Origin of the sequence: Herbiconiux sp. UC225_62 (assembly GCF_042694625.1) — a bacterium.
Lineage (GTDB): Bacteria > Actinomycetota > Actinomycetes > Actinomycetales > Microbacteriaceae > Herbiconiux.
Window position 1 is genome coordinate 66298 of sequence record NZ_CP170551.1, and the last position, 19078, is coordinate 85375.

Sequence of the window (19078 nt, forward strand, 5' to 3'; positions counted from 1 at the left end):
GCCACGATCTGAACCTACCGGTAGCGGGCGCAGTAGGTGCCCCCTGCCTATCTATGGCCGAGCGGGTCCGGCCTATTGCTCCTCGTATTCGACTTCCAGGCGTAACCCGCGATCAGGCGCGACGGGCCGACCTCGCGGTCTTGGCTCACGATCTCCGCGCGCATCTCAGAGACGTCGTCGAACGTCCGAAAGTCGTAGTCGCCGAAATCGGGGAGAGATGCGGGCGGCAGCGAGCCTGACGCCGTTCCGGCACCGAGCATCCGTCTCACGTGACCGACGTAGTCGGAACCGGCGCGCACCCTCATCTGCGAGAGGAGGAGCGATGATGGTTGGACGCATTGGCGTCAGCGACGAGCCGCTCAGCAGCCTCGATGGGGATGCCTGCTGGCTTCACGCTCTGGGCGGGGTCGACTAGGAAGATCTGGTGGGTGCACTTTCCCGTGATCCAGTTGCAGGTCGAAATCACGTCGAACGCAGTCAGCATCATCAACGGGTCGAGCCCGGAGATCTTGCTAACGCTCCGAATCGGCTGGTCAGCTTGGCTCGTAGGGCGGCGCCTCACCCCAGCCCCAACGGGGAACGGGTGCCTCGAGCACCGGCTCGGCACCGGGAGTCGAGTTGGCCACGGCAATGCGCGTGCCCCACTCGGCGTAGGCCATCAACGCCGAGCGCGCCTCCGGATCGCTCGGGAGGTCGGCCTCGTCCGCAGCCCGGCTGAGCAGGGTCACGAACCTGAGGCGCTGTTCCGCACTGATGTTGAGGCCCAGGTGCTTCGACATCATGTGGGGGTAGCCGCCGTGCTCGGCCGTGTACGTTGCAGGACCACCCAAGACCTCGGACCACCATGCAGTGACCCCGTCACGATGCTCACGGCTTACCTTGCCACCGAACACCGGCGCCAGAAGATCATCGCCCTCGACGGCGTCGTAGAAGCAGTCCAACCATCGCACGACCGCAGCCGAGCCGCCGATCCACTCGTAGACGCTCGGAGGTTGAGCCATGGGGAAAGCCTACGCCCGGAGGCTGTTGTGGCCGCGTCGATGGGTGAGTACCAACTGCTCATCTAGCCACTAAGGACCTGCCATGTATTTGTTGAGCATGGTCGGCTTGGCATTCAAGCCGGCGACCGTCTGCACCAGCCGGAGTGGCGATCGCGAAGGTCAGCACAGCATCCGAATCAACGACCAATGGCGCATCTGCTTCGTCCGGACTCCCGCGGGTCCGGTCGATGTCGAGATCGTCGACTACCACTGAGAGGAGACATCATGGCAACCGCACACGCGCCGATTCACCCGGGTGAGATCCTTCTCGAGGAGTTTCTGAAGCCGCTGGAGATCAGCCAATACCGGCTCGCCCAGGCGATCAACGTGCCCGCTCGGCGCATCAACGAGATCGTTCATGGCAAGCGCGGCATCTCTCCCGACACGGCCGCAAGACTTGCTCGCGCATTCGGCACCTCGGATCGGTTCTGGACGAATCTTCAGACCCGGTACGACCTCAAACTCGTCACTGAGGCAAAGACCGAGGAACTCGACCGGATCGTGCCGCTGCTCAGCGCCTGACTGATCAGATCGGGCTGTATCTCCGATTCGCCTACTCGGGGCCTGGCTGCGCTTCACCGCAATGTTCGGGTTCCCAACCGCTACTCCGCGCCGGGACGGGTGCGGCGGATGCATGCGGAGGAATACACTCGCCGCATGTCCGATGCCAATGGGGGCAACAGGCCACCGTTTCCGGAGAACGTGCCGGCAGCGGGCACGGGCATGCCGCAGTCTTCTCACGACGGTGCGCAGCAGCCGCCCGCAGCGCCCGGCCAGCCGGCACCGGCTTCACCCGCGACTCCGGCGGCGGCGCGGCATCCCAAGAGGTTCTATGCGATCGGCGGCGCGGTTCTGGTGGCCGTCGTCGGGGCGACGGCGTCGGCCGTCATCACACCCGAACGGCTCGACGGGCTCTTCGCCATGTTCGGTGGTGGTGCCGGCGCGGGGGCCGCGACATCCGCTTCGTCGACGCCGCCGGCCCTCGAGACCAAGAACGTCTCGAGTGGCGACAAGGCGCTGTCGTTCGCAGTTCCGGCCGAGTGGGGTGCGCGCACCGGGAATTACAACGTGAGTCCGGATGCCGGAACCGCCGTCATCACCGGAACCCAGGTCGATTCGCCGGTGGAGTTCGGTGAAGACGGGGCGTACATCGCCGTCTCCGAAGACTTCGCGACGCGAACCGGACTGACCGGGCTCGCAGCCGACGACCTCCGCGCCCGCGCCGACGATCTCGTCGGAGAGGCGGACTGGACGATCGATGGATGTGTCGCCTCCGACGAGCCGTCCCGCGAAAAGGATGGCTGGCAGCTGGCGACGCGGTATTGGACGGATTGCGCGCAGATCCCCGACAGCAAACTGTGGGAGATGGTGGCCATCGACGACGAGGGGACGATGGTCGTGACGCTGCAGGTATTGCTGTCGCCGGATGCGTCGCCGGAGATCATGGATGCGATCGTGGGGTCGTTCACTGTGGACCCGCGGAAGTTGCCGTCGGGGGTGGGCGGGGACGTTGTGATTCCTTGACGCACGTGCGAACGCGCCTTGAGGGTGAGCCGGCGGCACCGTCGGCTTCGGGGCGGGCCGAAACCGGGCGACGTGGGGTGGGTGATCCGGTCGAGTCATTGGCATCGGGTTTGGCGGGAGGCCGCGCAGCGGCCGGGGGACTATGACTCGACCGGACCGCCCACCCCGCGGCGCCCAACCACCCCGAACTAAACGAGTTTAAATCATCTAATTCTGATAGAATTTCAGTATGAAAAACACCCTCCGACTCCACGAGATCGCTGCCGATCTCCGCGGCCTTGTGGGTGAGATCGGCGCGAGGATGGCGGGGCTGAGCGATGACGAATTGCTCGACGTCATGGCCGCGATCGAGGCCGTCGGGCGAGTCATCGGAGCGGCGCAGGTGCGGGTCGCCGGGGAGGTCGGGGTGCGGTCGCGCAGCGAGCTCGGCGATGAAGGGCTGAGCCGGTCACAGAACTTCACGAGCCCGGTCAAGCTCGTCGCGGCCGTCACGGGCACGTCGGCGCACGAGAGCAAGGCGCGGCTCGAGGTCGGGCGCAAGCTGCGTGGCGCCGTGCTTCTGGGTGGCGGCGAGGGGCCGGCGCCGTTCCCGGTCGTCGCGCAGGCACTCGACGAGGGCATCCTCGCCGTCGAGACGGCGTCGGTCATCGTGGCGCGGTGCGGCGAACTCGTAATGCGCGGATGCTCGCCCGACGTCGTGGCTAGTGCCGAACAGACGCTCGTCGATGAGACCGTCACGGGGCATCTGACGACGGATCAGACGTCCAAACTCGCCATCCACCTGCGCGAGGTCATCGACCCCGACGGAGCCGAGCCGCGCGATGAGGTGCACCAGCAGCAGCGCTCGCTCACCATCGCTCAGGCGAGCGACGGCATGATCCGCGGGCGGTTCGCGCTCACGCCCGAGCAGGGTGGGGTGTGGCTGGCGAGCATCCAGGCGATGCAGAGTCCGCGCGTCTCAGATGCCCAGGCCGGTGGCCCGCGGTTCCTCAGCGAAGAGGAATTCGTCGCGCAGACGGTCACCGCCGACATCCGCACCCAGGCGCAGAAGAACGCCGACACCGTCACCGAACTCATCGCGCGTGCCGCCGGCGCCCCCGACATGCCGCGCATCAACGGCTCCGCCACCACCGTCAACGTGCACATCTCGCTCGACGACCTCGAGGCGGGGCGCGGAGTCGGATGGATCGACGGCGTCGACGAGCCCGTTCCCGCCTCCGCCGTGGCCCAGATGCGCTGCCACTCCCCCATCTCCGCGACACTCTTCGGCGACCGCGGCGAAGTGCTCTACCAGGGCAAGTCGAAGCGACTCTTCACTGCGGCACAGAACCGGGCCCTCGCAGCTCGAGACGGCGGATGCGTGTGGAACGGATGCGATCGACCCCCGTCGTTCTGCGAAACGCACCACGTGGATGAATGGGTCTCCGACGATCATCCACCCGGCCGCACCGACATCGACAACGGCCTGCTGCTCTGCCACTTCCATCACAGTCACCTGCATCGCTCGGCGTGGAAACTCGTCATGCTCAGAGGTGTGCCGCACATCGTGCCGCCCCGATGGATCGACATCGAGCAGACCCCCATCCCCACCACGCGCCGCCGCACGCACGGGCCACGGCGCGAGGCCGCCTGAGCCCAGCTCAACGAAGCGCAGCGCAGCAGAGTGCAGCGGGAGCGCTCCGCAGCGCAGCCGGAGCCGATCGCCGCGAGACCGCAGCGGGAGCTCACCGCAGGGCAGTAGGAACAGAGCGCAATAGCCGGAGCCGGCCCGGCCCAAAGCGGCCCGCAGACCGAAACCGGGCGGCGTGGGGTGGGTGATCCGGTCGAGTCATTGGCATCGGGTTTGGCGGGAGGCCGCGCAGCGGCCGGGGGACTATGACTCGACCGGATCACCCACCCCACGCCGCCCAACGACCCGCAACTGAACGGGCCCTAAGCGCTAGCGTTCAGAGCATTCAGAGCCTCGAACAGGGCCAAACGCTGCGACTCGTCGAGGGGCGCGAAGAGCTTCGGTAGCTCAGCGGCCACAACCCGACGACCGGCCGCGAGCGCCTCGGCACCGGCGGGAGTGAGGGCGTGCGTAAGGCGCCGACCTCGGCCCGGCGCCCGCGTGACCAGGCCGCGATCGATGAGACGAGTGGCGAGGGTGCCGAACGACTGGTCACTCTGGAAGGTCGCCACTGCGAGATCGTGAGCGGATGCGCCGGGTGCCTGGTCGATCGCCCGTAGGGCATCCCACTGCACGAGGCTCACTCCGGCAGCTCCGAGGGCGGCATCCATCGTGCGGTGATTGCGGTACTGCGCCCGCTTGAGAGCCTGCCCGAGGAGTTCCAGATCTGTCGCCATGGTGTTATCGTATCAGCACACTTATATAAACATGTTGATTTGGAGTGATCATGGCTACTCGATTCGTTTTCCGCGCATCCGTCACCGAGGCCGGCGACCCGGCGCTGCCGACCGCGCTCGTGCTGCACGGAGGCGGCGGGCCTCGCACCGTGGCGCCGATCGTCGGGCACCTCGCCGCGACACGGCACGTGCTCGCTCCGACGCATCCGGGATGGGACGGCACCGAGCGTCCCGATGACCTGACCTCGGTGGCCCAGCTCGCCGGGGACTACCTGGAGCTGCTGCTGAGCGACGCCACCGAGGGCGGGGTGCAGGGCGAGGCGCAGGGCGGGGTGACGCTGGTGGGGTCATCGATCGGCGGATGGATCGCACTCGAGATGGCGGTTCAGGCCGCGAGCGATGCGCGTTTCGAGGGGTTGATCGACGCTATCATCGTGCTCGATGCCGTCGGGGTCGAGGTGGCGGGCGAACCGATCGCCGACTTCTTCTCGCTGACCCCTCGGCAGCTCGCCGAGCTCGCGTGGCACGACGCCGACCGGGGGTTCATCGATCCGGCTGGACTCTCCGACCAACAGCGGACGGTGCAGGCGGCGAACGGGCGCACGATGGCGGTGCTCGCGGGCGCGAGCATGAGCGATCCGACCCTGATCGCTCGCCTCGACGCCGTGACCGCACCGGCCCTCGTCGTGTGGGGCGCGAGCGACCGCATCGTGACTCCGACCTACGGGCGGGCGCTGGCGGAGGCCCTTCCGAACGCGAGCTTCGTACAGATCGCGGATGCCGGGCACCTTCCGCATCTCGAAGCGGGCGCAGTGACCTTCGAGGCCATCGATCGGTTTCTCGAACTCCCGCGCTGAGCGCCGGACCCTTACCGGAGTTCGGCGGCGGCCGCCCGGAGTTCGGCGAAGGCCTCGCGCGTGTACGTGACAAGCTCCCCCGCCTCCCCGTCCCGCTCCGGATCGGACCACCGACGGTAGCCCATCCCGAACGCCAGCACGCCGAGCTCGGCCGCCACCCTCGCCGCCGCCTCGGACGCGCCGCGTTGCTGCAGAGCCTCCGCCATCGCTGCCGCCAGACCGATGCTCTTCATCGCGTTGCGGGCACGGAGTTCTTCGTTCGCCTCGATCGCCGCGTGCATGCGCGGGCCGAGGCCGCGGTTGAACTCCGTCATCGCGCCGGCCGCGCGGTCCAAACCGGCCGCGACCGCCTCGAGCGGGGTCGCGGCATCCGGAGCCGCGAGGATGCCCTCGGCCAGCAGAGCGCTGAGCATCTCCTGCCCCGCCGACAGTAGCTCGCGCTTGTCGCTGAAGTGCCGGAAGAACGTACTGCGGGTGAGCTCGGCACGCTCGGCGATCTGCGCCACGGTCGTCTCGTCGTAGCCCTGCTCCGTGAAGAGATCGAGAGCCGCCTCGACGAGCCGCTCGCGCGCATCCGGTTTCCATCTGGGCATGACCCCAGTCTACGTGATGCGACACTTGTCTCATCGCGGTGGTACTGTGATGGGACATTAGTCGCATCACATCGTGGAGGTTTCCCATGCGCGTATTCATCACCGGCGCCACCGGGCTGATCGGATCGGCCGTCGTGGCCGAGCTGATCTCGGCCGGACACTCCGTCACCGCCCTCACCCGCTCCGACGCCTCAGCTGCGAAGGCCACCGCGGCCGGGGCCGACACCGCGCGCGGCCAGCTCATCGACCTCGACGTGCTGCGCGCCGAAGCCGAGCGTGCCGACGGCGTCATCCACCTCGCCTTCGGCAACGACTTCAGTTCGCCCGAGGCGCTGACCGCGAGCATCGCCGACGAGTCCGCCGCGCTCGAAACCCTCGGCGAAGCCCTCATCGGCACCGGCAAGCCGCTCGTCACCGTGTCCGGCACCCCTCAGGCGGCCGGCCGCCCATCGACCGAAGACGACCCCCTCCCCACCGACGGCCCGGTCGGCGGACGCGGCGTCTCGGTGAACCGCACCCTCGCACTCGCCTCTCGGGGCGTACGCACCTCGGCCATCCGACTCCCGCGCACCGTGCACAACGACGGGAACGGCGGCTTCGCCGGACTGCTCACGCAGATCGCCCGCCAGACCGGCGTCGCCGGATACCCGGGCGACGGCGCCCAGCGCTGGCCGGCCGTTCACGCGCTCGATGCCGCAGTGCTGTTCCGGCTCGCGCTCGAGGAGTCACCCGCGGGGCGTGCCTGGCACGCCGTGGCGGATGAGGGCGACGCGGTGCGCGACATCGTCGCCGTCATCGGGCGCCGGCTCGGGCTACCGGTCGAGTCCCTCCCGGTCGAGAACTTCGGGCCGATCGGGTCGATCTTCGCCGCCGACCAGCCCGCGTCGAGCGCGCAAACCCGCGCCGAGCTGGGCTGGGAGCCGACGCACCCGAGCCTGCTCGACGACCTGGAGAACATCCGGGCCTGAGGAGGGCCGGGGCCCGGGAAGGCCGGTGCCCCGGCGCGGGGCCGGACGACCCCAGCACCGGACCCCGGCTCCGCTCACACCCGAGCGGCGAGCGCTTCCGCGTAGAACCCCGACGGGTCGTTCGCGAGGGACGACTTCACCAGACGCGCCCACTCATCCACCAGAACCTCGATCGCCCCGGCCTCGACACCGTCGAGCGTGGCCACCGCCACCTCGCGCGGGTTGAGCATCGGGCCGTCGTAGCCGTCCATCAGACGGGTGTCGGCCGCACCGAGGTGCACACCCTGCACGAGGGTGCCCTGACCCGCGAGCTCGAGGCGCACTCCGTTGGTCATCGCCCACTCCGCCGCCTTCGCCACGGCGTAGGCGTTCGCGCCCTCGGTCGAGAACCACGACAGGGCCGAGAGGATGTTGACCACCGCTCCCCCGCCGTTCGCCGCGAGCACCGGCTTGAACGCCCGGATGACGGAGAGCGTGCCGAAGAAGTGCGTGTCGAGTTCGAGGCGCAGGCCCTCGAGGTCACCGTCACCCAGCAGATTCGCGCCCGTCGAGATGCCCGCGTTGTTCACGAGGAGGGTGACGTCGGTCGCCCGCGCCGCCGCATCCGTCACCGATGTCGCATCGAGCAGATCGAGCCGCAGCACCTCCACCCGGGCGTCGGCGAACTCACCCTCGGCCAGCTGATCGGGCTGACGCACGGCCGCGTAGACCTTGGTCGCTCCCCGCTCGAGCAGCTCGTCGACGAAGCGGCGGCCGATGCCGCGGTTCGCTCCGGTGACCAGCGCGACGGATCCTGCAATGTTCATGGTGTGCCTTTCCACGTGCGGCGGCCGCGGTCGCGGTCGCCATCCGTCTTGTAGGCTAAGACTTCACGTTGACGTCAAGGGCAAGTCGAGTCAGCGAACGCCCCGGATGTGCCCGGAAGAACGAGAGGATGCCCGATGAGCGACCTGAGGATCGGCGAGGTCGCGGAGCGCGCCCGGGTCAGCACACGAGCCCTGCGCTACTACGAGGAACAGGGCATTCTGCACGCCGAGCGCACGCCCAGCGGCCAGCGCGTCTACGGCGAGTCGGCGGTCGAGCGGGTGCGCCTCATCCAGCACCTGTTCTCGGCGGGCCTCGCGAGTCGCACGATCGCCCTCATCCTGCCCTGTGTCGACACCGGGCATGCGCCGCCCGAGATGCTCAGCAGCCTCCACACCGAACGCGACCGCATCACGAGCGTCATCGCCGACCTCGAGGAGGCCCGCCGCCGGCTCGACGAGGTCATCGACCTCACCGAGAACGCCGATCCCGCCGACTGCGACGCGGCGCGGGATGCGGCGGGGCGCACGTCCGCGATCCTGGAGGGTGTCGGCGCGTAGGGACCAACCCCGCGCCTGGCCGCCCGTCTGTCGGGTGGCGCGACCGAACACCTTATCCACAGGCCGCACACCCTGCCACGGCGACCACTATTCTGGTCGTAATCCCTACGTTTCTGCGCCCCATCGACCGCGAAAGTAGGAGTGAAATGCGTCACCGTGCCGTCAGAATGGCTGGTCCTGCCGATCAGAACGTCTACCGGATATCCTCAGTGCTGCATCCGCGACCGCGCGAAGGAGATGAGATGTCACGTTCGATCGAGCTCAACGACGACGAATTGCGACGCCTCGGCACTCTTGCCGCACGCACCGGGCAGCCCGTGGAGGAACTCGTGCACGACGCCATCGCCTCACACCTCGACGAACTAGAAGACATCGCGTGGGCCGAAACTTCTGCGGCGAAGTGGGAAGCGTCGGAAAAGAAGACCCGACCCCTGAGCGAGGTCCGCCGCGAGATCGGACTTTGACCCGGTGGACCGTCGAGACGAGCCACGAGTTCGACAAGACTCTACGAAAGCTCGACCGTGTCGTCGCCCGACGGGTTATTGCCTTTCTCGACGAGCTCGCTGCACTCGACGACCCCCGGTCCCGAGGAAAGCAGCTGACGGGCGACCTCTCGGAGTTCTGGCGCTACAGGATCGGCGACTATAGGGTTCTGGCGCGCATTGACGACGAGTCAATCGTCATCGTCGGTGTGCGGCTGGGCCACCGATCTCGCATCTACTGACGCCGTAGCCGAGTCTCCCGACTCGGGCGATGTGATCGACGTCGCCCGGGGCGCGGGCGGATACTGGGGCATGGGCGGTCGGATGCGTCGCGGGTACTTCTGGGTGTTGAAGAACACCCTCAACCGACTCACGCTGCGGATGGCGCGGGCCGGCGTCGGACCGTTCAGCGTGCTCCGGCACACCGGGCGGAAGAGCGGAAAGACGTTCGAGGTGCCACTGATCCTCGGCGAGACGAGCGACGGTGACCTGGTGGCGGAGCTCACCTACGGCGCCGAGGTGAACTGGCTCCGCAACCTGGAGGCCGGTGGCGACGCCCTCGTGGTGCGGGGGCGTCGCCGGTGGCGGATCGTGGGCGTCGAAAACCTCGGAGCCGAAGCCGGGTTGCGGGCGTTCGGCAACCCGGCCGCGGGCATCCTGAAGCTGCTGGGGAAGAGCGACTTCCGGTTGCTCCGCGTCGCGCGCTGACGCTACCCAGCGCTCCGACCGCCGGCCCTCGTCAGGAGGCCCGACGGCGGTGGCGGGACACCAGGGCCAAAGCCGCACCCGCCAGCAGCACCAGCGCCGCACCGCCGAACCACAGGGCACCCGCACTGCCGGTCGCGGCGAGGGTCGCCGAGCCGGAGCCCGCCGCATCCGTCCCGTCGACCGGCGCACCCGGTGCCGGGTCGACCGGTGGCTCCTCCAAGCTCGCGTCGCGGAGCACATATCGCCCGTCTTCCCGCTTCACATCAGCCGGCCGACTGGTGACCGTGGAGGTCGTCGCGCTGTCGGCGTAGTGCGCATCGAACGAGCAGCGCAGGGAGAACAGGGGCGGCGCCGCGTCGTACCAGCCCGCCTTCCTCACGAAGTCCGTCAGGTCGAGCCTGGTCCCCTTCGCCACCGTCGTGGTGAACGCGCGTCCGTCGGGGAGCACGCCGCTCCAGCTCACGTCACCGGTCACCACCTCGACACCCGCCTCATCGGTGCGGTCGACCCAGTTGTAGCCCACGCAGTCGACCGTGTACACACCGTCGATCCTCGGCAGTGCGTTCGCCGCCGGCCCCGATACGGAAGGGTTCGGGATGTTGGCCTTGATCCAGGCATCCATCGACGCCCCGCAGCGGGTCGGCACGCCCCACAGCGTGGTGCCGCACTCGGCCGGGACGGGCGCGACCGGCCACAGCGTCTGGTTCGACGGAGCCGGATCGTACGAGCTGCCGTCCTTCAGCCCGAGGTAGGCCAGCCAGCTCGGCAGCTCGGTGACACCGATCGAGAAGCCCCAGTCGCAGGCGTCGTTCAGCCGCTCGTCACCGTCGAAGAAGGTGCTGCAGTAGTTGGGCGTGCGGGTCTGCGCCTCGAAGGAGCCCACGGCGCTCGAGCTCGGCGTCACCGAGAAGACCTTGTCCGTGCCCGACCAATCGGTCTTCTGGTGCGCGATGAACCACGACGCGATCCGTTCACCATCGCACAGCGCACCGTCGACCGGCACCACCATGCACTTCACCGTGAGGCCGGTCTCGTTGACCCAACTGGGGTTCAGCCGGTGCTCGAACACCGTGGTCGGTGCGAACGACAACCCGGAGGTGTTGCCGTAGGTGTGGTAGTCGCCTTCCTCCGAGTGCGTCGCGAAGCGGAACGCCGGGATGTCGCGAGTGGTCGTCTCCCCCGGCATCCACACCGTGCTCACCCCCGTGGTGTCGAAGTTCCGGGCCTCGCCGCCCGGCGAGTTGTCACGCAGGGTACTCAGGATGTCCAGAGGTGCGAACGGCGCGACCCCGGCCGCCGCCCATGGCTGGGACCCGTCGCGGAAGAGCTGCACGGGCGTCTGGACCGCCGGCGTCACCGAGGTGTGGGAGGTGCGGTAGGCCGCTTCGAGATCTTTCCACCGGGTGGAGTTCGCCGGTACGAAGCCGGCGATGCCGTCGGCAGTGGTCGCGGTCGCGACCGTCTGCCAGGTGCCGCCGGCCCAGTCCACGGGGAAGGACCGGGGGTTGCGCGCCCAGACGGCCGATCCGATGGCGTCGTTGCCGTTCCGCACACCCGTGATGTCGGTTCCGAGGCTGAGCACGACCTTGTCGTCGGAAATGGGAAGGCCCACCTGCTTCCACTCCTCGACCACGTTGTCGTAGAACGTCTTCGAGAAGCGCAGACCCGTGTCGCAGATCGTCTTCGCGTCGCCGGCCTTCTGCGAGATCGCGAGGGAGCAGACCGCCGCGTTCTGATCGGGCGATATCGTCCCCTTCTCAGCCGTGTAGAGCTTGGCGGCCTGCATCAGGGAGGCCTGCTGCAGCAGGAACATGCCCTGCGACTGCGCGGTCTGCCAGTACTGCACGATGTTCTGCAGCGGCTCGTAGTATTGCCGGTCGTCGAGCCAGACGCCCTGGCTGGTCGGCGATGCGGACTGACGGGCCCCGGCGGAGGCCTGCGTCAGCTTCCACGCGTCGAAATAGGCGGTGCCGCAGCTCTGGATGACGCCGTTGCGGCCCTGGGTGGAGATCATCGCCTCGTGCACCGTGCGGATGTCGCTCGCCATGGCGCTGGTGGTGACGCTCTTCTGCGATTCGCTGCCCAGGGTGTTCGCGATGAAGGCGTTGACGAGGTTGCCCAGTTCCTTGGCCTCATCCGCGCCCGTGGCGCCCTTGCTCATCTTCTCGATCTGGTCGAGCACGTCGCCGTACGCGGCCTGCGACGTCTTCACCTTGCTGATGTAGGGGAAGATTCCCGCCGTCTGGTTGACGCAAGTACCCATCAACACGTTCTGGTTGACCGCGAGCACCTCCTGCTCGATGTCGGCCAAGGTGCTCTGCATCTCGTCGATGCGGTGTTCGATGTCGTCGAGCTCCTGCAGCTTGTCGAGCACGTCCTTGATGCCCGGCCCCTTGCCGCCGTCGCCGAAGATGGCGGAGATGAGCGGACCGGCGATGCTCGCCGCGAGGTCGAACCCGCCGGTGTCGATGCCGAACAGCTTGCCGGCCTTGCCGACGGCGGAGTTCATGGTCGAGATCCAGGTCTGGGCGGAACCCTGCCACGAGGCGTGCGCGGGTGCGGCCGGCGCGAGGGCGACGGTCCCCGTCCCCACCACCGCGGCCACCGCGACCGCGGCGACCGTGCGGGTGATCCAGCGCGAGGGCATGCGGCGGCGACCGCCTCGTCGGGGGGCGTGCGGTCGCATGGAACTCGATTCGGATCGCTGTACGCGGGCGGGGAGCCTCCACAGTCTGGCGGCGCCCGCTGCCCACGGATAGCCCCTAGGCGGGCGCCACCCATAAGGGGCGGCAGTGATTCCCCGAGCAGTGATTCCCCGAAAGGGGGACTGCTCATCGGCTGCTCTACAGCCGTAGTCTTCGGCACAACACCCGGACGACGGCCGAACAGGCGGTGGACCGGATGACCCGAATTCCCGACTCACCCGACCCGATTGCGACGCCCGTGACGACACCCTTGCCTCCGGCCGGCTGGTACCCCGACCCGAACGACCCGAACGAGAAGCGCTGGTGGGATGGCACCCGATGGGCGGAGACCGCGTCGGGAATCGGTCAGACCCCGGCCGCGAACGCAGTCCGCGCGAGATGGCGCCCGACCTTGACCACGTGGATCGTCGCCGCCCTCGCCGTGCTCGTCGGGGCGATCGGCGCCGGGAGCAACGGCCTCGGCGGCTTCCTGGTGGGCGTCTCCCTGTTCGGCATCGGCGCCTCGATCTGGGCACTGGTGAAGAAGCGGCCGAGCTGGCTCAACCTGCCGCGCACGCGACGCGCCGCAGGGTCTGCGCTGGGTATCTCCGCCGCGGTTCTGCTCCTCGGCGCCCTGATCGCGCCGCATCCTCAGGCGAGCGACCAGGCCGTCGGAGTGCGGGCCGACGCGTCGATCAGCTCGGCGGCGACGCCCGGGGCAACGCGTGAGAGCACTCCCACCCCGACGCCCGCGGCGAAATCGACGCCCACTCCGAAGCCGACCCCGGTCACGACGGTGCAAGTCGTCGAGACGTCCGATCCTCTTCCTTATGGACAGTCCAGCTACGAAGATCCGGATGCCGACGCGGGAACCTCCGTGGTCGTCACCGCCGGAGTCGCCGGAACGAAGGTCTCGCGGTGGGAGATCACGCTCGTCGACGGCGTCGAGACGGGCCGCACTCTCGTCTCGGAGACGGTCACGGTCGCTCCCATCGATGAGGTCACCGCGATCGGCACTCGGCAACCGCCTCCCGCCGAGGCGGCACCTGAGGAGAGCCCCCCGGACGGCGGCGGGTGTGACCCCAACTACGCCGGCGCGTGTGTTCCCATCGCTTCCGACGTCGATTGCGCCGGAGGAAGCGGCAACGGACCTGCCTACGTGCAGGGTCCGGTCCAGGTGATCGGCTCCGACATCTACGACCTCGACCGCGACGGCGACGGGATCGCCTGCGACTGACGCCGATCGGATACGTCCGGCGCGGGGGGCACCCGTCGGATTCGGGGCTGCGGGCGCTCGCGCGAGCAGCGCCTCCTGCCAGCCGCCGGTCGCCACGCCTCGCGGGCGGACGGTCGCGCCGCCGGTGAGGGCGTCCGCGGTGGAGTCGGATGACGCACCCTCGGTGAGGGCGTCGCGCACGATGCGGCGCGGGTCGTACTGGCGGGGGTCGAGCTTCTGCCACTCGGTCGCGTCGAAGTCCGGGCCGAGTTCTTCGGCCACGCGCGCCTTGGCGGTGTCGGCGACGTCGCGCATCGCCCGCACGAACGCGCCCAGCTTCGCCGCGTAGAGCGGGAGCCGCTGCGGACCCACCAGGAACACGGCGATCACCCCGATGAGGAGCAGCTTCTCGACGGTGAGACCGAACATGGTCAGCGGCTGTCGGCGGTCGGGGTCGAGGCCGGCTCCGAGTCACGGACCGCGGCATCCGGAGCACTCGTCTCGCTCGCTTCGGCCTTCAGGATGCGGGCCGACTGGCCCAGGCTACGGGCGAGGCTCGGCAGCTTCGCGGCTCCGAAGAAGAGCAGCACGACGGCGAGGAGGATGAGCGCGTGCCATCCGGTGAGGTTCTGGAAGACGCCCATGGTAAGGCCTTTCGTCGAGAGGACAGGAACGAGGGGGATTCGGGGCCGGCGGTCAGCGCGCGGGAGCACCGTCGGGCGGGGTGCCTCCACCGCCGACCGATCCACCACCGCCTGGCGCCGATCCGGCCGTGGGCGTCGTGCTCGTGTCCACGCGCACGGTGAGCGCCACCTGGTAACCCGACGTCGCGTCGCCGGTCACGGTGGCGAGCTGCAGGGCACCGCCGTCGTCACCGAACACGTTGTCGGAGTCGAGACTCACCTTCGCCAGATTGGCGCTCGAGCCGTCGTATCCAGAGCCCGCGTAGACGGTCTCGCAGACATCCTGAGGCAGCGCCACCTGCGAAGTGGCGATCGCGTTGGCCGAGTCGGTGATGTCGCCGACGCCCGGGTAGACCTCGAAATGGATGTGCGGCCAACGACCCGAGTAGCAGGCCGGGAAGATCGAGGTGTACGTCACCGTCCCGGCGCTGTCCACGACCTGCACACCGCGCAGGTACGTCTCGTTCTCGACGCCCGACGAGTACATCGAGTAGTTCCCGTCGGCGTCGCAGTGCCACACGTACACTGCGGCATCCGTGAACGGAGCGTCGCCGTTCGCCATGTCGAGCACGGTGAGCGAAAGCGCCATCGGCACGCCCGCCGCGGTCGCGCCTCCGCCGATGCTGGAGCGGATGTCGCTGCGCACCACACCCGACTCCTCGAGCACGTCGGCACCGTTGGAGCCGTCGCCCGGGTACGGACCCGCGGTCTCGTCGGGGATCTCCGACGAAGGGAGGGTGCCGGTGGCAGACCCGGTGCCGGTGCCGGTGCCCATCGAACCGCTCGCGCTCCCGCTCGCGGTGCCGGCGGCCGTGGACCCGGCGGCGCTGCTGCCGGTGCCCGTGGTGCAGGCGGCGAGGGCGAGGGCGCCGAGTCCCAATCCGGCGGCGCTCAGCACCGTGCGACGGCTCAGCAGGGTGCGGATGTCGAACCCGACGCCCTGGTCCACCACCTCCTCGTCGGCACGATCGAGGAGTCGGCCCTCGTAGGCCGGACCGTCGGGGGTCTGTTCTGGTTCGGGGATCCTGCTCATGATCGCCTCATTCGCTCGGCTAGTGGATGGATTGACTCCAGTGTTCGTGAGTCATCCATACGAGCCCTATGGCGCGTCTATGAGGAACCGATGAATGCAGCACATCCCGCCGCGCAGGCCCGAAGCGCGCTACAGACCGCTCTTTTTCGCCGACGCACCCGAGCTGATCAAGGTGACGAGGCCGAACCCGACGCACCCGCCACCCACCCAGGTGAAAGCGTGCAGCCAGGTGGGTCCGCCGTTCAGGTCCCAGATCACGGCGAACGCGCCGAACGCCACCCCCACCACGATGAGCGTGATGGCGATCGCTCTCGTCTTGTCGACCGTGAGGCCTTCGACCTTCTCCGGACGTGTCATCGTGAATCCCCCTTCGTCGCCGAATCGTCGGCGGTCAGCACTCGAAGATCGTAATGGAGCGCGTGCGGTTCCTACGTCGTGATGAAGAAGAACATCATGAGGAACGGCACCACCGAAGCCAGGATCGCGATCGTGCTCACCCAGCGCGCCGTCGACGGTCGCGAGCGCAGCACGGAGACCATGCCGAGGAAGAGGCCGATCACCGCGAACCACAGGGGAATCCAGGTGGGAATGCCCAGCGCGAGCAGCACGATCGCCGCCACGCCCGCGATCAGGGAGATGATGGCGAAGGCGTCCACCCCTCCACGGGGGCGCTGCAAGGTCTGCGCGCGCTGCGTGGGATCGTCGAGTTCGCTGCTCATGGTGCTCCGTTTCGTCGGCTGTTCGTGGGGCGCCCGGGCGGCGTGCCGCTTTCGGCCCGAGCCTACGGCGAGCGCGACGGACCGGCATCGGCCTCGTGGAAATCTCAGTCGATAAGTAGCTAAGCTGTTTAGCGAAATCGTCCTGGGAATCGGAGGTCGCCGTGTCGGCACGCACGCGCTGGATCGGGCTCGTCTTCATCAGCATCGCGGTGGCTCTCATCATCGTCGACTCGACCATCGTCAACGTGGCGATCCCGTCGATCATCGACGACCTCGGCATCACCTCCACCCAGGTGCAGTGGGTGCAGGAGTCCTACACCCTCGTGTTCGCGGCCCTGCTCCTGGTCTTCGGTACCCTCGCCGACCGCTTCGGCCGACGCCGCATGCTCGTGCTCGGTGTCGCCGTCTTCGCCCTCGCCAGCATCCTGGCCGCTCTCGCGCCCACCGGTGACCTCCTGATCGGGGCCCGCGTGATCCAGGGCGTGGGTGGCGCCATGGTGCTGCCGACGACCCTCTCGATCATCAACGCCACCTTCCGCGGCCGCGAACGCGCACTCGCCTTCGCCATCTGGGGTTCCACGATCGGCGGGATGACGGCGGTCGGCCCACTGCTCGGAGGCTGGCTGACCACCTACTTCTCCTGGCGCTGGGCGTTCGGCATCAACATCCCGCTCGGCATCGTCGTCATCGTGGGAGTGCTGCTGTTCGTGCGGGAGTCGCGCGAACCGGCCGCTGACGGGGTCGCGCCGCAGCGGGTCGACGTCGTGGGGGCCGTTCTCTCGGTGATCACGAGCGCCACCCTCGTGTTCGGGCTCATCGAGGGCCGCACCTACGGCTGGTGGCTCACCGACACGCCGCCGGCGATCGGGGACTGGACCTGGCCCTTCGCCCTCTCCCCCATCCCGCTCGCCTTCGCCGTGACGGTGCTCGCCGGAACCGCTTTCATCCTCTGGGGCCGCAGACGGATGCGCCGCGGACAGAGCACGATGCTCGCGTTCGACCTCTTCCGCATCCCGAGCTTCCGCAACGGCAACCTCGCGGCCATGATCGTGTCGCTCGGCGAGTTCGGCATCATCCTCTCGCTGCCCCTGTGGCTGCAGAACGTGCTCGGTTTCGACGCCCTGCAGACCGGCTTCATCCTGCTCGCGCTCGCGATCGGATCGTTCGTCGCGTCGGGCTTCGCGGGCGCGTTCGGCAACCGGATCGCTCCGGTGGTGATCGTGCGCGTCGGTCTCGCCGCCGAGATCGTGGGGGTGGCGGGGATCGGCTTCGTGATCGCACCCGACACCGCCTGGGGACTGCTCATCCCGTTCCTCTTCGTCTACGGATTCGGCGTCGGGCTCGCCACCGCGCAACTCACCGGAGTGGTGCTGAAGGATGTGCCGCTCGAGCAGAGCGGGCAGGGCTCCGGCACGCAGAGCACGGCCCGGCAGATCGGGTCGGCGCTCGGCATCGCCATCCTCGGCACCGTGCTGTTCACCACGGCGGCCGCCCAGCTCGACGCGGCGCTCGCCTCTGACGGCGTGCCGGATGCCTCCCGCTCGCAACTCGTGACCCAGGTCGTCGACAGCTCGGGCGCCGCGATCGCCGGGCTCGCGCAGGATCCGTCGATGGACTCTGTGGTCCAGGATGCGAAGACCGCCTTCTCCGACGGCACCAAATACGCGGCGTTCGCGGCCGCCGGGTTCTTGGCGGTGGGCTTCGCGGCGACGCTCTCGCTGGGGGGCGGGAAGACGGCCGTGACCTCGACCGGGGAGCCTCTGTCGACTCCGGTCTCGGCTCCGGGCCGACGGCGTCGACGCGTCAGGTCGTAGTCACCTCACCCCGACACCACGGTCTGGCTCGCCTGACCCCTGGCGGCGTAGCGTTGCAGCCATGGCACGCGCATGGATCGCACGAGACTACGGAGACCTCGACGTCTTCACCGAGATCGACGTCGAGGTTCCGGCACCCGGCCCCGGCGAGGTGACCATCGAGGTGAGGGCCGCCGGGATGAATCCGGCTGATTACAAGCACGTGGCGCGAAAAGGTGACCGCAGCAAACTTCCCATCCCGATCGGCTACGAGTGCTCTGGCATTCTCACGGCCGTCGGCCCCGGCACCGAGATCGCCTCCGGTGGTGGCGCCGTCGGCGACGAGGTGGTCGCCTTCCGGGTGCAGGGCGCTTACGCCACAGCGCTCACCGTGCGCGCCTCGGATGTGTTCGCGAAGCCCGCCGCGCTGCCGTTCCCCGAGGCTTCGGGGCTCCTCCTCGCCGGGACCACCGCGGCCGAGATGCTCCACGTCACCGGCGTGAAAGCGGGCGACACAGTGCTCGTGCACGGCGCATCCGGGGCCGTGGGCGTCATGGTGCTGCAGCAGGCCGCCCTGCTCGGCGCGCGGGTCATCGGCACCGCGAGCGAGCGCAACTTCGATGTGGTGCGGCGCTTCGGTGGCGAACCGGTCGCTTACGGGCCGGGCCTGGAACAGCGGGTGCGGGATGCCGCGCCCGGCGGTGTCGACGCCGCGCTCGACACGGTGGGCACCGAGGAGGCGGTCGACGTGTCCCTCACCCTGGTGAGTGATCGCGATCGGATCGTGAGCATTGCGGCCCCGGGGCGCGCGTCGGCCGAGGGCTTCCACGCCATCGGCGGCGCGATGCCGGCGAGCAAGGCCTTCCGCGACGAGGTGCGGGCGCGCCTGATCGACCTCGCCGGCAGCGGGCACCTGGTGGTGCCGGTGGCGCGCACCTATCCCCTCTCGGACGCGCGGGAGGCTCTCGCCGAGCTGAGGGCTCAGCATCCGGGCGGCAAGCTCGTGCTGGTTCCATGAGTCGCGGCAAATTGCCAGGTTGACTCGGCACCCACGGGAATACCAGAGGC

Annotated in this window: 23 protein-coding genes and 1 pseudogene; 14 read left to right on the forward strand and 10 right to left on the reverse strand. The window is 68.8% G+C overall.

What is annotated here, in order from left to right:
* Nucleotides 1-47 precede the first annotated feature (47 nt).
* Together ACFJGU_RS00320 and ACFJGU_RS00325 are read right to left on the reverse strand one after the other, a co-directional pair.
* Nucleotides 48-305, reverse strand: a complete 258-nt coding sequence (locus ACFJGU_RS00320) for a DNA/RNA helicase domain-containing protein (RefSeq protein ID WP_382306630.1) — start codon at nucleotides 303-305, stop codon at nucleotides 48-50.
* 228 nt (nucleotides 306-533) lie between these two features.
* Nucleotides 534-1001 (reverse strand): group II truncated hemoglobin, encoded by a 468-nt coding sequence (locus tag ACFJGU_RS00325; RefSeq protein WP_382306631.1) that lies wholly within the window; start codon nucleotides 999-1001, stop codon nucleotides 534-536.
* Nucleotides 1002-1143: 142 nt separating this feature from the next.
* Between ACFJGU_RS00325 and ACFJGU_RS00330 the strand changes: the two are divergent.
* From ACFJGU_RS00330 to ACFJGU_RS00345, 4 genes and pseudogenes are all read left to right on the forward strand, one after another.
* Nucleotides 1144-1254, forward strand: a pseudogene (locus tag ACFJGU_RS00330) (type II toxin-antitoxin system RelE/ParE family toxin); the annotation flags it as partial.
* 11 nt (nucleotides 1255-1265) lie between these two features.
* A complete protein-coding gene (locus tag ACFJGU_RS00335; RefSeq protein ID WP_382306633.1) occupies nucleotides 1266-1562 on the forward strand; it encodes a HigA family addiction module antitoxin in 297 nt (98 codons plus the stop codon).
* 135 nt (nucleotides 1563-1697) lie between these two features.
* Complete coding sequence (locus ACFJGU_RS00340) at nucleotides 1698-2564, forward strand: hypothetical protein (RefSeq protein WP_382306635.1); 867 nt, start codon at nucleotides 1698-1700, stop codon at nucleotides 2562-2564.
* Nucleotides 2565-2793: 229 nt separating this feature from the next.
* Nucleotides 2794-4197 carry a DUF222 domain-containing protein gene (locus ACFJGU_RS00345; protein ID WP_382306637.1) on the forward strand — a complete coding sequence of 468 codons (1404 nt, stop codon included), beginning with the start codon at nucleotides 2794-2796 and terminating at the stop codon, nucleotides 4195-4197.
* A gap of 299 nt (nucleotides 4198-4496) precedes the next feature.
* Here the strand turns inward: ACFJGU_RS00345 and ACFJGU_RS00350 are convergent, their stop codons facing one another.
* On the reverse strand, nucleotides 4497-4910 hold the full coding sequence (locus ACFJGU_RS00350; RefSeq protein ID WP_382306639.1) for a MarR family winged helix-turn-helix transcriptional regulator: 414 nt from the start codon (nucleotides 4908-4910) through the stop codon (nucleotides 4497-4499).
* A gap of 50 nt (nucleotides 4911-4960) precedes the next feature.
* Between ACFJGU_RS00350 and ACFJGU_RS00355 the strand changes: the two genes are divergently transcribed.
* A complete protein-coding gene (locus ACFJGU_RS00355; protein WP_382306641.1) occupies nucleotides 4961-5767 on the forward strand; it encodes an alpha/beta fold hydrolase in 807 nt (268 codons plus the stop codon).
* Nucleotides 5768-5778: 11 nt separating this feature from the next.
* Here ACFJGU_RS00355 and ACFJGU_RS00360 read toward each other — a convergent pair whose 3' ends face one another.
* Nucleotides 5779-6360, reverse strand: coding sequence for a TetR/AcrR family transcriptional regulator (locus ACFJGU_RS00360; RefSeq protein ID WP_382306643.1), 582 nt, complete (start codon nucleotides 6358-6360; stop codon nucleotides 5779-5781).
* A gap of 86 nt (nucleotides 6361-6446) precedes the next feature.
* Between ACFJGU_RS00360 and ACFJGU_RS00365 the strand changes: the two genes are divergently transcribed.
* Nucleotides 6447-7328 carry an SDR family oxidoreductase gene (locus tag ACFJGU_RS00365; protein WP_382306645.1) on the forward strand — a complete coding sequence of 294 codons (882 nt, stop codon included), beginning with the start codon at nucleotides 6447-6449 and terminating at the stop codon, nucleotides 7326-7328.
* A 74-nt stretch (nucleotides 7329-7402) separates the two neighbouring features.
* Here the strand turns inward: ACFJGU_RS00365 and ACFJGU_RS00370 are convergent, their stop codons facing one another.
* On the reverse strand, nucleotides 7403-8134 hold the full coding sequence (locus tag ACFJGU_RS00370) for an SDR family oxidoreductase (protein ID WP_382306646.1): 732 nt from the start codon (nucleotides 8132-8134) through the stop codon (nucleotides 7403-7405).
* A gap of 135 nt (nucleotides 8135-8269) precedes the next feature.
* Between ACFJGU_RS00370 and ACFJGU_RS00375 the strand changes: the two genes are divergently transcribed.
* The 4 genes from ACFJGU_RS00375 (at nucleotide 8270) to ACFJGU_RS00390 (ending at nucleotide 9882) form a co-directional block, all read left to right on the forward strand.
* Nucleotides 8270-8692: a MerR family transcriptional regulator gene (locus ACFJGU_RS00375; RefSeq protein ID WP_382306648.1), complete on the forward strand. Its 423-nt coding sequence runs from the start codon at nucleotides 8270-8272 to the stop codon at nucleotides 8690-8692.
* Between the two features lie 242 nt (nucleotides 8693-8934).
* Nucleotides 8935-9156, forward strand: coding sequence for a DUF6290 family protein (locus ACFJGU_RS00380; protein WP_382306649.1), 222 nt, complete (start codon nucleotides 8935-8937; stop codon nucleotides 9154-9156).
* Entirely contained in the window at nucleotides 9153-9416 is a 264-nt protein-coding gene (locus ACFJGU_RS00385) for a type II toxin-antitoxin system RelE/ParE family toxin (protein ID WP_382306651.1), read from the forward strand. The genes ACFJGU_RS00380 and ACFJGU_RS00385 overlap by 4 nt, the downstream gene beginning before the upstream one ends.
* Nucleotides 9417-9447: 31 nt before the next feature.
* Nucleotides 9448-9882, forward strand: coding sequence for a nitroreductase family deazaflavin-dependent oxidoreductase (locus ACFJGU_RS00390; protein WP_382306653.1), 435 nt, complete (start codon nucleotides 9448-9450; stop codon nucleotides 9880-9882).
* 31 nt (nucleotides 9883-9913) lie between these two features.
* Here the strand turns inward: ACFJGU_RS00390 and ACFJGU_RS00395 are convergent, their stop codons facing one another.
* Nucleotides 9914-12529: a hypothetical protein gene (locus tag ACFJGU_RS00395; RefSeq protein WP_382306654.1), complete on the reverse strand. Its 2616-nt coding sequence runs from the start codon at nucleotides 12527-12529 to the stop codon at nucleotides 9914-9916.
* Between the two features lie 254 nt (nucleotides 12530-12783).
* On the opposite strand from ACFJGU_RS00395, the gene ACFJGU_RS00400 reads away from it, so the two are divergent.
* Both ACFJGU_RS00400 and ACFJGU_RS00405 read left to right on the forward strand, forming a co-directional pair.
* Nucleotides 12784-13803, forward strand: a complete 1020-nt coding sequence (locus ACFJGU_RS00400; RefSeq protein WP_382306656.1) for a G5 domain-containing protein — start codon at nucleotides 12784-12786, stop codon at nucleotides 13801-13803.
* A gap of 139 nt (nucleotides 13804-13942) precedes the next feature.
* Nucleotides 13943-14131 (forward strand): hypothetical protein, encoded by a 189-nt coding sequence (locus ACFJGU_RS00405; protein WP_382306658.1) that lies wholly within the window; start codon nucleotides 13943-13945, stop codon nucleotides 14129-14131.
* Between the two features lie 82 nt (nucleotides 14132-14213).
* Here ACFJGU_RS00405 and ACFJGU_RS00410 read toward each other — a convergent pair whose 3' ends face one another.
* The 4 genes from ACFJGU_RS00410 to ACFJGU_RS00425 form a co-directional block, all read right to left on the reverse strand.
* The gene (locus ACFJGU_RS00410; protein ID WP_382306660.1) at nucleotides 14214-14426 is read right to left on the reverse strand and encodes a twin-arginine translocase TatA/TatE family subunit; all 213 of its coding nucleotides are present in this window, start codon (nucleotides 14424-14426) and stop codon (nucleotides 14214-14216) included.
* Between the two features lie 52 nt (nucleotides 14427-14478).
* Nucleotides 14479-15498, reverse strand: coding sequence for an intradiol ring-cleavage dioxygenase (locus ACFJGU_RS00415; RefSeq protein ID WP_382306662.1), 1020 nt, complete (start codon nucleotides 15496-15498; stop codon nucleotides 14479-14481).
* A gap of 129 nt (nucleotides 15499-15627) precedes the next feature.
* Nucleotides 15628-15855, reverse strand: a complete 228-nt coding sequence (locus ACFJGU_RS00420) for a hypothetical protein (RefSeq protein ID WP_382306664.1) — start codon at nucleotides 15853-15855, stop codon at nucleotides 15628-15630.
* 71 nt (nucleotides 15856-15926) lie between these two features.
* Nucleotides 15927-16217: a hypothetical protein gene (locus ACFJGU_RS00425; protein WP_382306665.1), complete on the reverse strand. Its 291-nt coding sequence runs from the start codon at nucleotides 16215-16217 to the stop codon at nucleotides 15927-15929.
* 161 nt (nucleotides 16218-16378) lie between these two features.
* Between ACFJGU_RS00425 and ACFJGU_RS00430 the strand changes: the two genes are divergently transcribed.
* Complete coding sequence (locus ACFJGU_RS00430; RefSeq protein WP_382306667.1) at nucleotides 16379-18031, forward strand: DHA2 family efflux MFS transporter permease subunit; 1653 nt, start codon at nucleotides 16379-16381, stop codon at nucleotides 18029-18031.
* A 61-nt stretch (nucleotides 18032-18092) separates the two neighbouring features.
* Entirely contained in the window at nucleotides 18093-19028 is a 936-nt protein-coding gene (locus ACFJGU_RS00435) for an NADP-dependent oxidoreductase (protein WP_382306669.1), read from the forward strand.
* The last annotated feature ends 50 nt before the right edge of the window (nucleotides 19029-19078 follow it).

Bases quoted from the DNA above. Each gene is read 5' to 3' on its own strand.
- ACFJGU_RS00345 (WP_382306637.1), top strand. From the start codon at position 2,794: ATGAAAAACACCCTCCGACTCCACGAGATCGCTGCCGATCTCCGCGGC.
- ACFJGU_RS00370 (WP_382306646.1), bottom strand. From the start codon at position 8,134: ATGAACATTGCAGGATCCGTCGCGCTGGTCACCGGAGCGAACCGCGGC.
- ACFJGU_RS00410 (WP_382306660.1), bottom strand. From the start codon at position 14,426: ATGGGCGTCTTCCAGAACCTCACCGGATGGCACGCGCTCATCCTCCTC.
- ACFJGU_RS00425 (WP_382306665.1), bottom strand. From the start codon at position 16,217: ATGAGCAGCGAACTCGACGATCCCACGCAGCGCGCGCAGACCTTGCAG.
- ACFJGU_RS00415 (WP_382306662.1), bottom strand. From the start codon at position 15,498: ATGAGCAGGATCCCCGAACCAGAACAGACCCCCGACGGTCCGGCCTAC.
- ACFJGU_RS00340 (WP_382306635.1), top strand. From the start codon at position 1,698: ATGTCCGATGCCAATGGGGGCAACAGGCCACCGTTTCCGGAGAACGTG.
- ACFJGU_RS00395 (WP_382306654.1), bottom strand. From the start codon at position 12,529: ATGCCCTCGCGCTGGATCACCCGCACGGTCGCCGCGGTCGCGGTGGCC.
- ACFJGU_RS00375 (WP_382306648.1), top strand. From the start codon at position 8,270: ATGAGCGACCTGAGGATCGGCGAGGTCGCGGAGCGCGCCCGGGTCAGC.
- ACFJGU_RS00355 (WP_382306641.1), top strand. From the start codon at position 4,961: ATGGCTACTCGATTCGTTTTCCGCGCATCCGTCACCGAGGCCGGCGAC.
- ACFJGU_RS00380 (WP_382306649.1), top strand. From the start codon at position 8,935: ATGTCACGTTCGATCGAGCTCAACGACGACGAATTGCGACGCCTCGGC.
- ACFJGU_RS00320 (WP_382306630.1), bottom strand. From the start codon at position 305: ATGAGGGTGCGCGCCGGTTCCGACTACGTCGGTCACGTGAGACGGATG.
- ACFJGU_RS00350 (WP_382306639.1), bottom strand. From the start codon at position 4,910: ATGGCGACAGATCTGGAACTCCTCGGGCAGGCTCTCAAGCGGGCGCAG.
- ACFJGU_RS00400 (WP_382306656.1), top strand. From the start codon at position 12,784: ATGACCCGAATTCCCGACTCACCCGACCCGATTGCGACGCCCGTGACG.
- ACFJGU_RS00435 (WP_382306669.1), top strand. From the start codon at position 18,093: ATGGCACGCGCATGGATCGCACGAGACTACGGAGACCTCGACGTCTTC.
- ACFJGU_RS00360 (WP_382306643.1), bottom strand. From the start codon at position 6,360: ATGCCCAGATGGAAACCGGATGCGCGCGAGCGGCTCGTCGAGGCGGCT.
- ACFJGU_RS00325 (WP_382306631.1), bottom strand. From the start codon at position 1,001: ATGGCTCAACCTCCGAGCGTCTACGAGTGGATCGGCGGCTCGGCTGCG.
- ACFJGU_RS00335 (WP_382306633.1), top strand. From the start codon at position 1,266: ATGGCAACCGCACACGCGCCGATTCACCCGGGTGAGATCCTTCTCGAG.
- ACFJGU_RS00420 (WP_382306664.1), bottom strand. From the start codon at position 15,855: ATGACACGTCCGGAGAAGGTCGAAGGCCTCACGGTCGACAAGACGAGA.
- ACFJGU_RS00365 (WP_382306645.1), top strand. From the start codon at position 6,447: ATGCGCGTATTCATCACCGGCGCCACCGGGCTGATCGGATCGGCCGTC.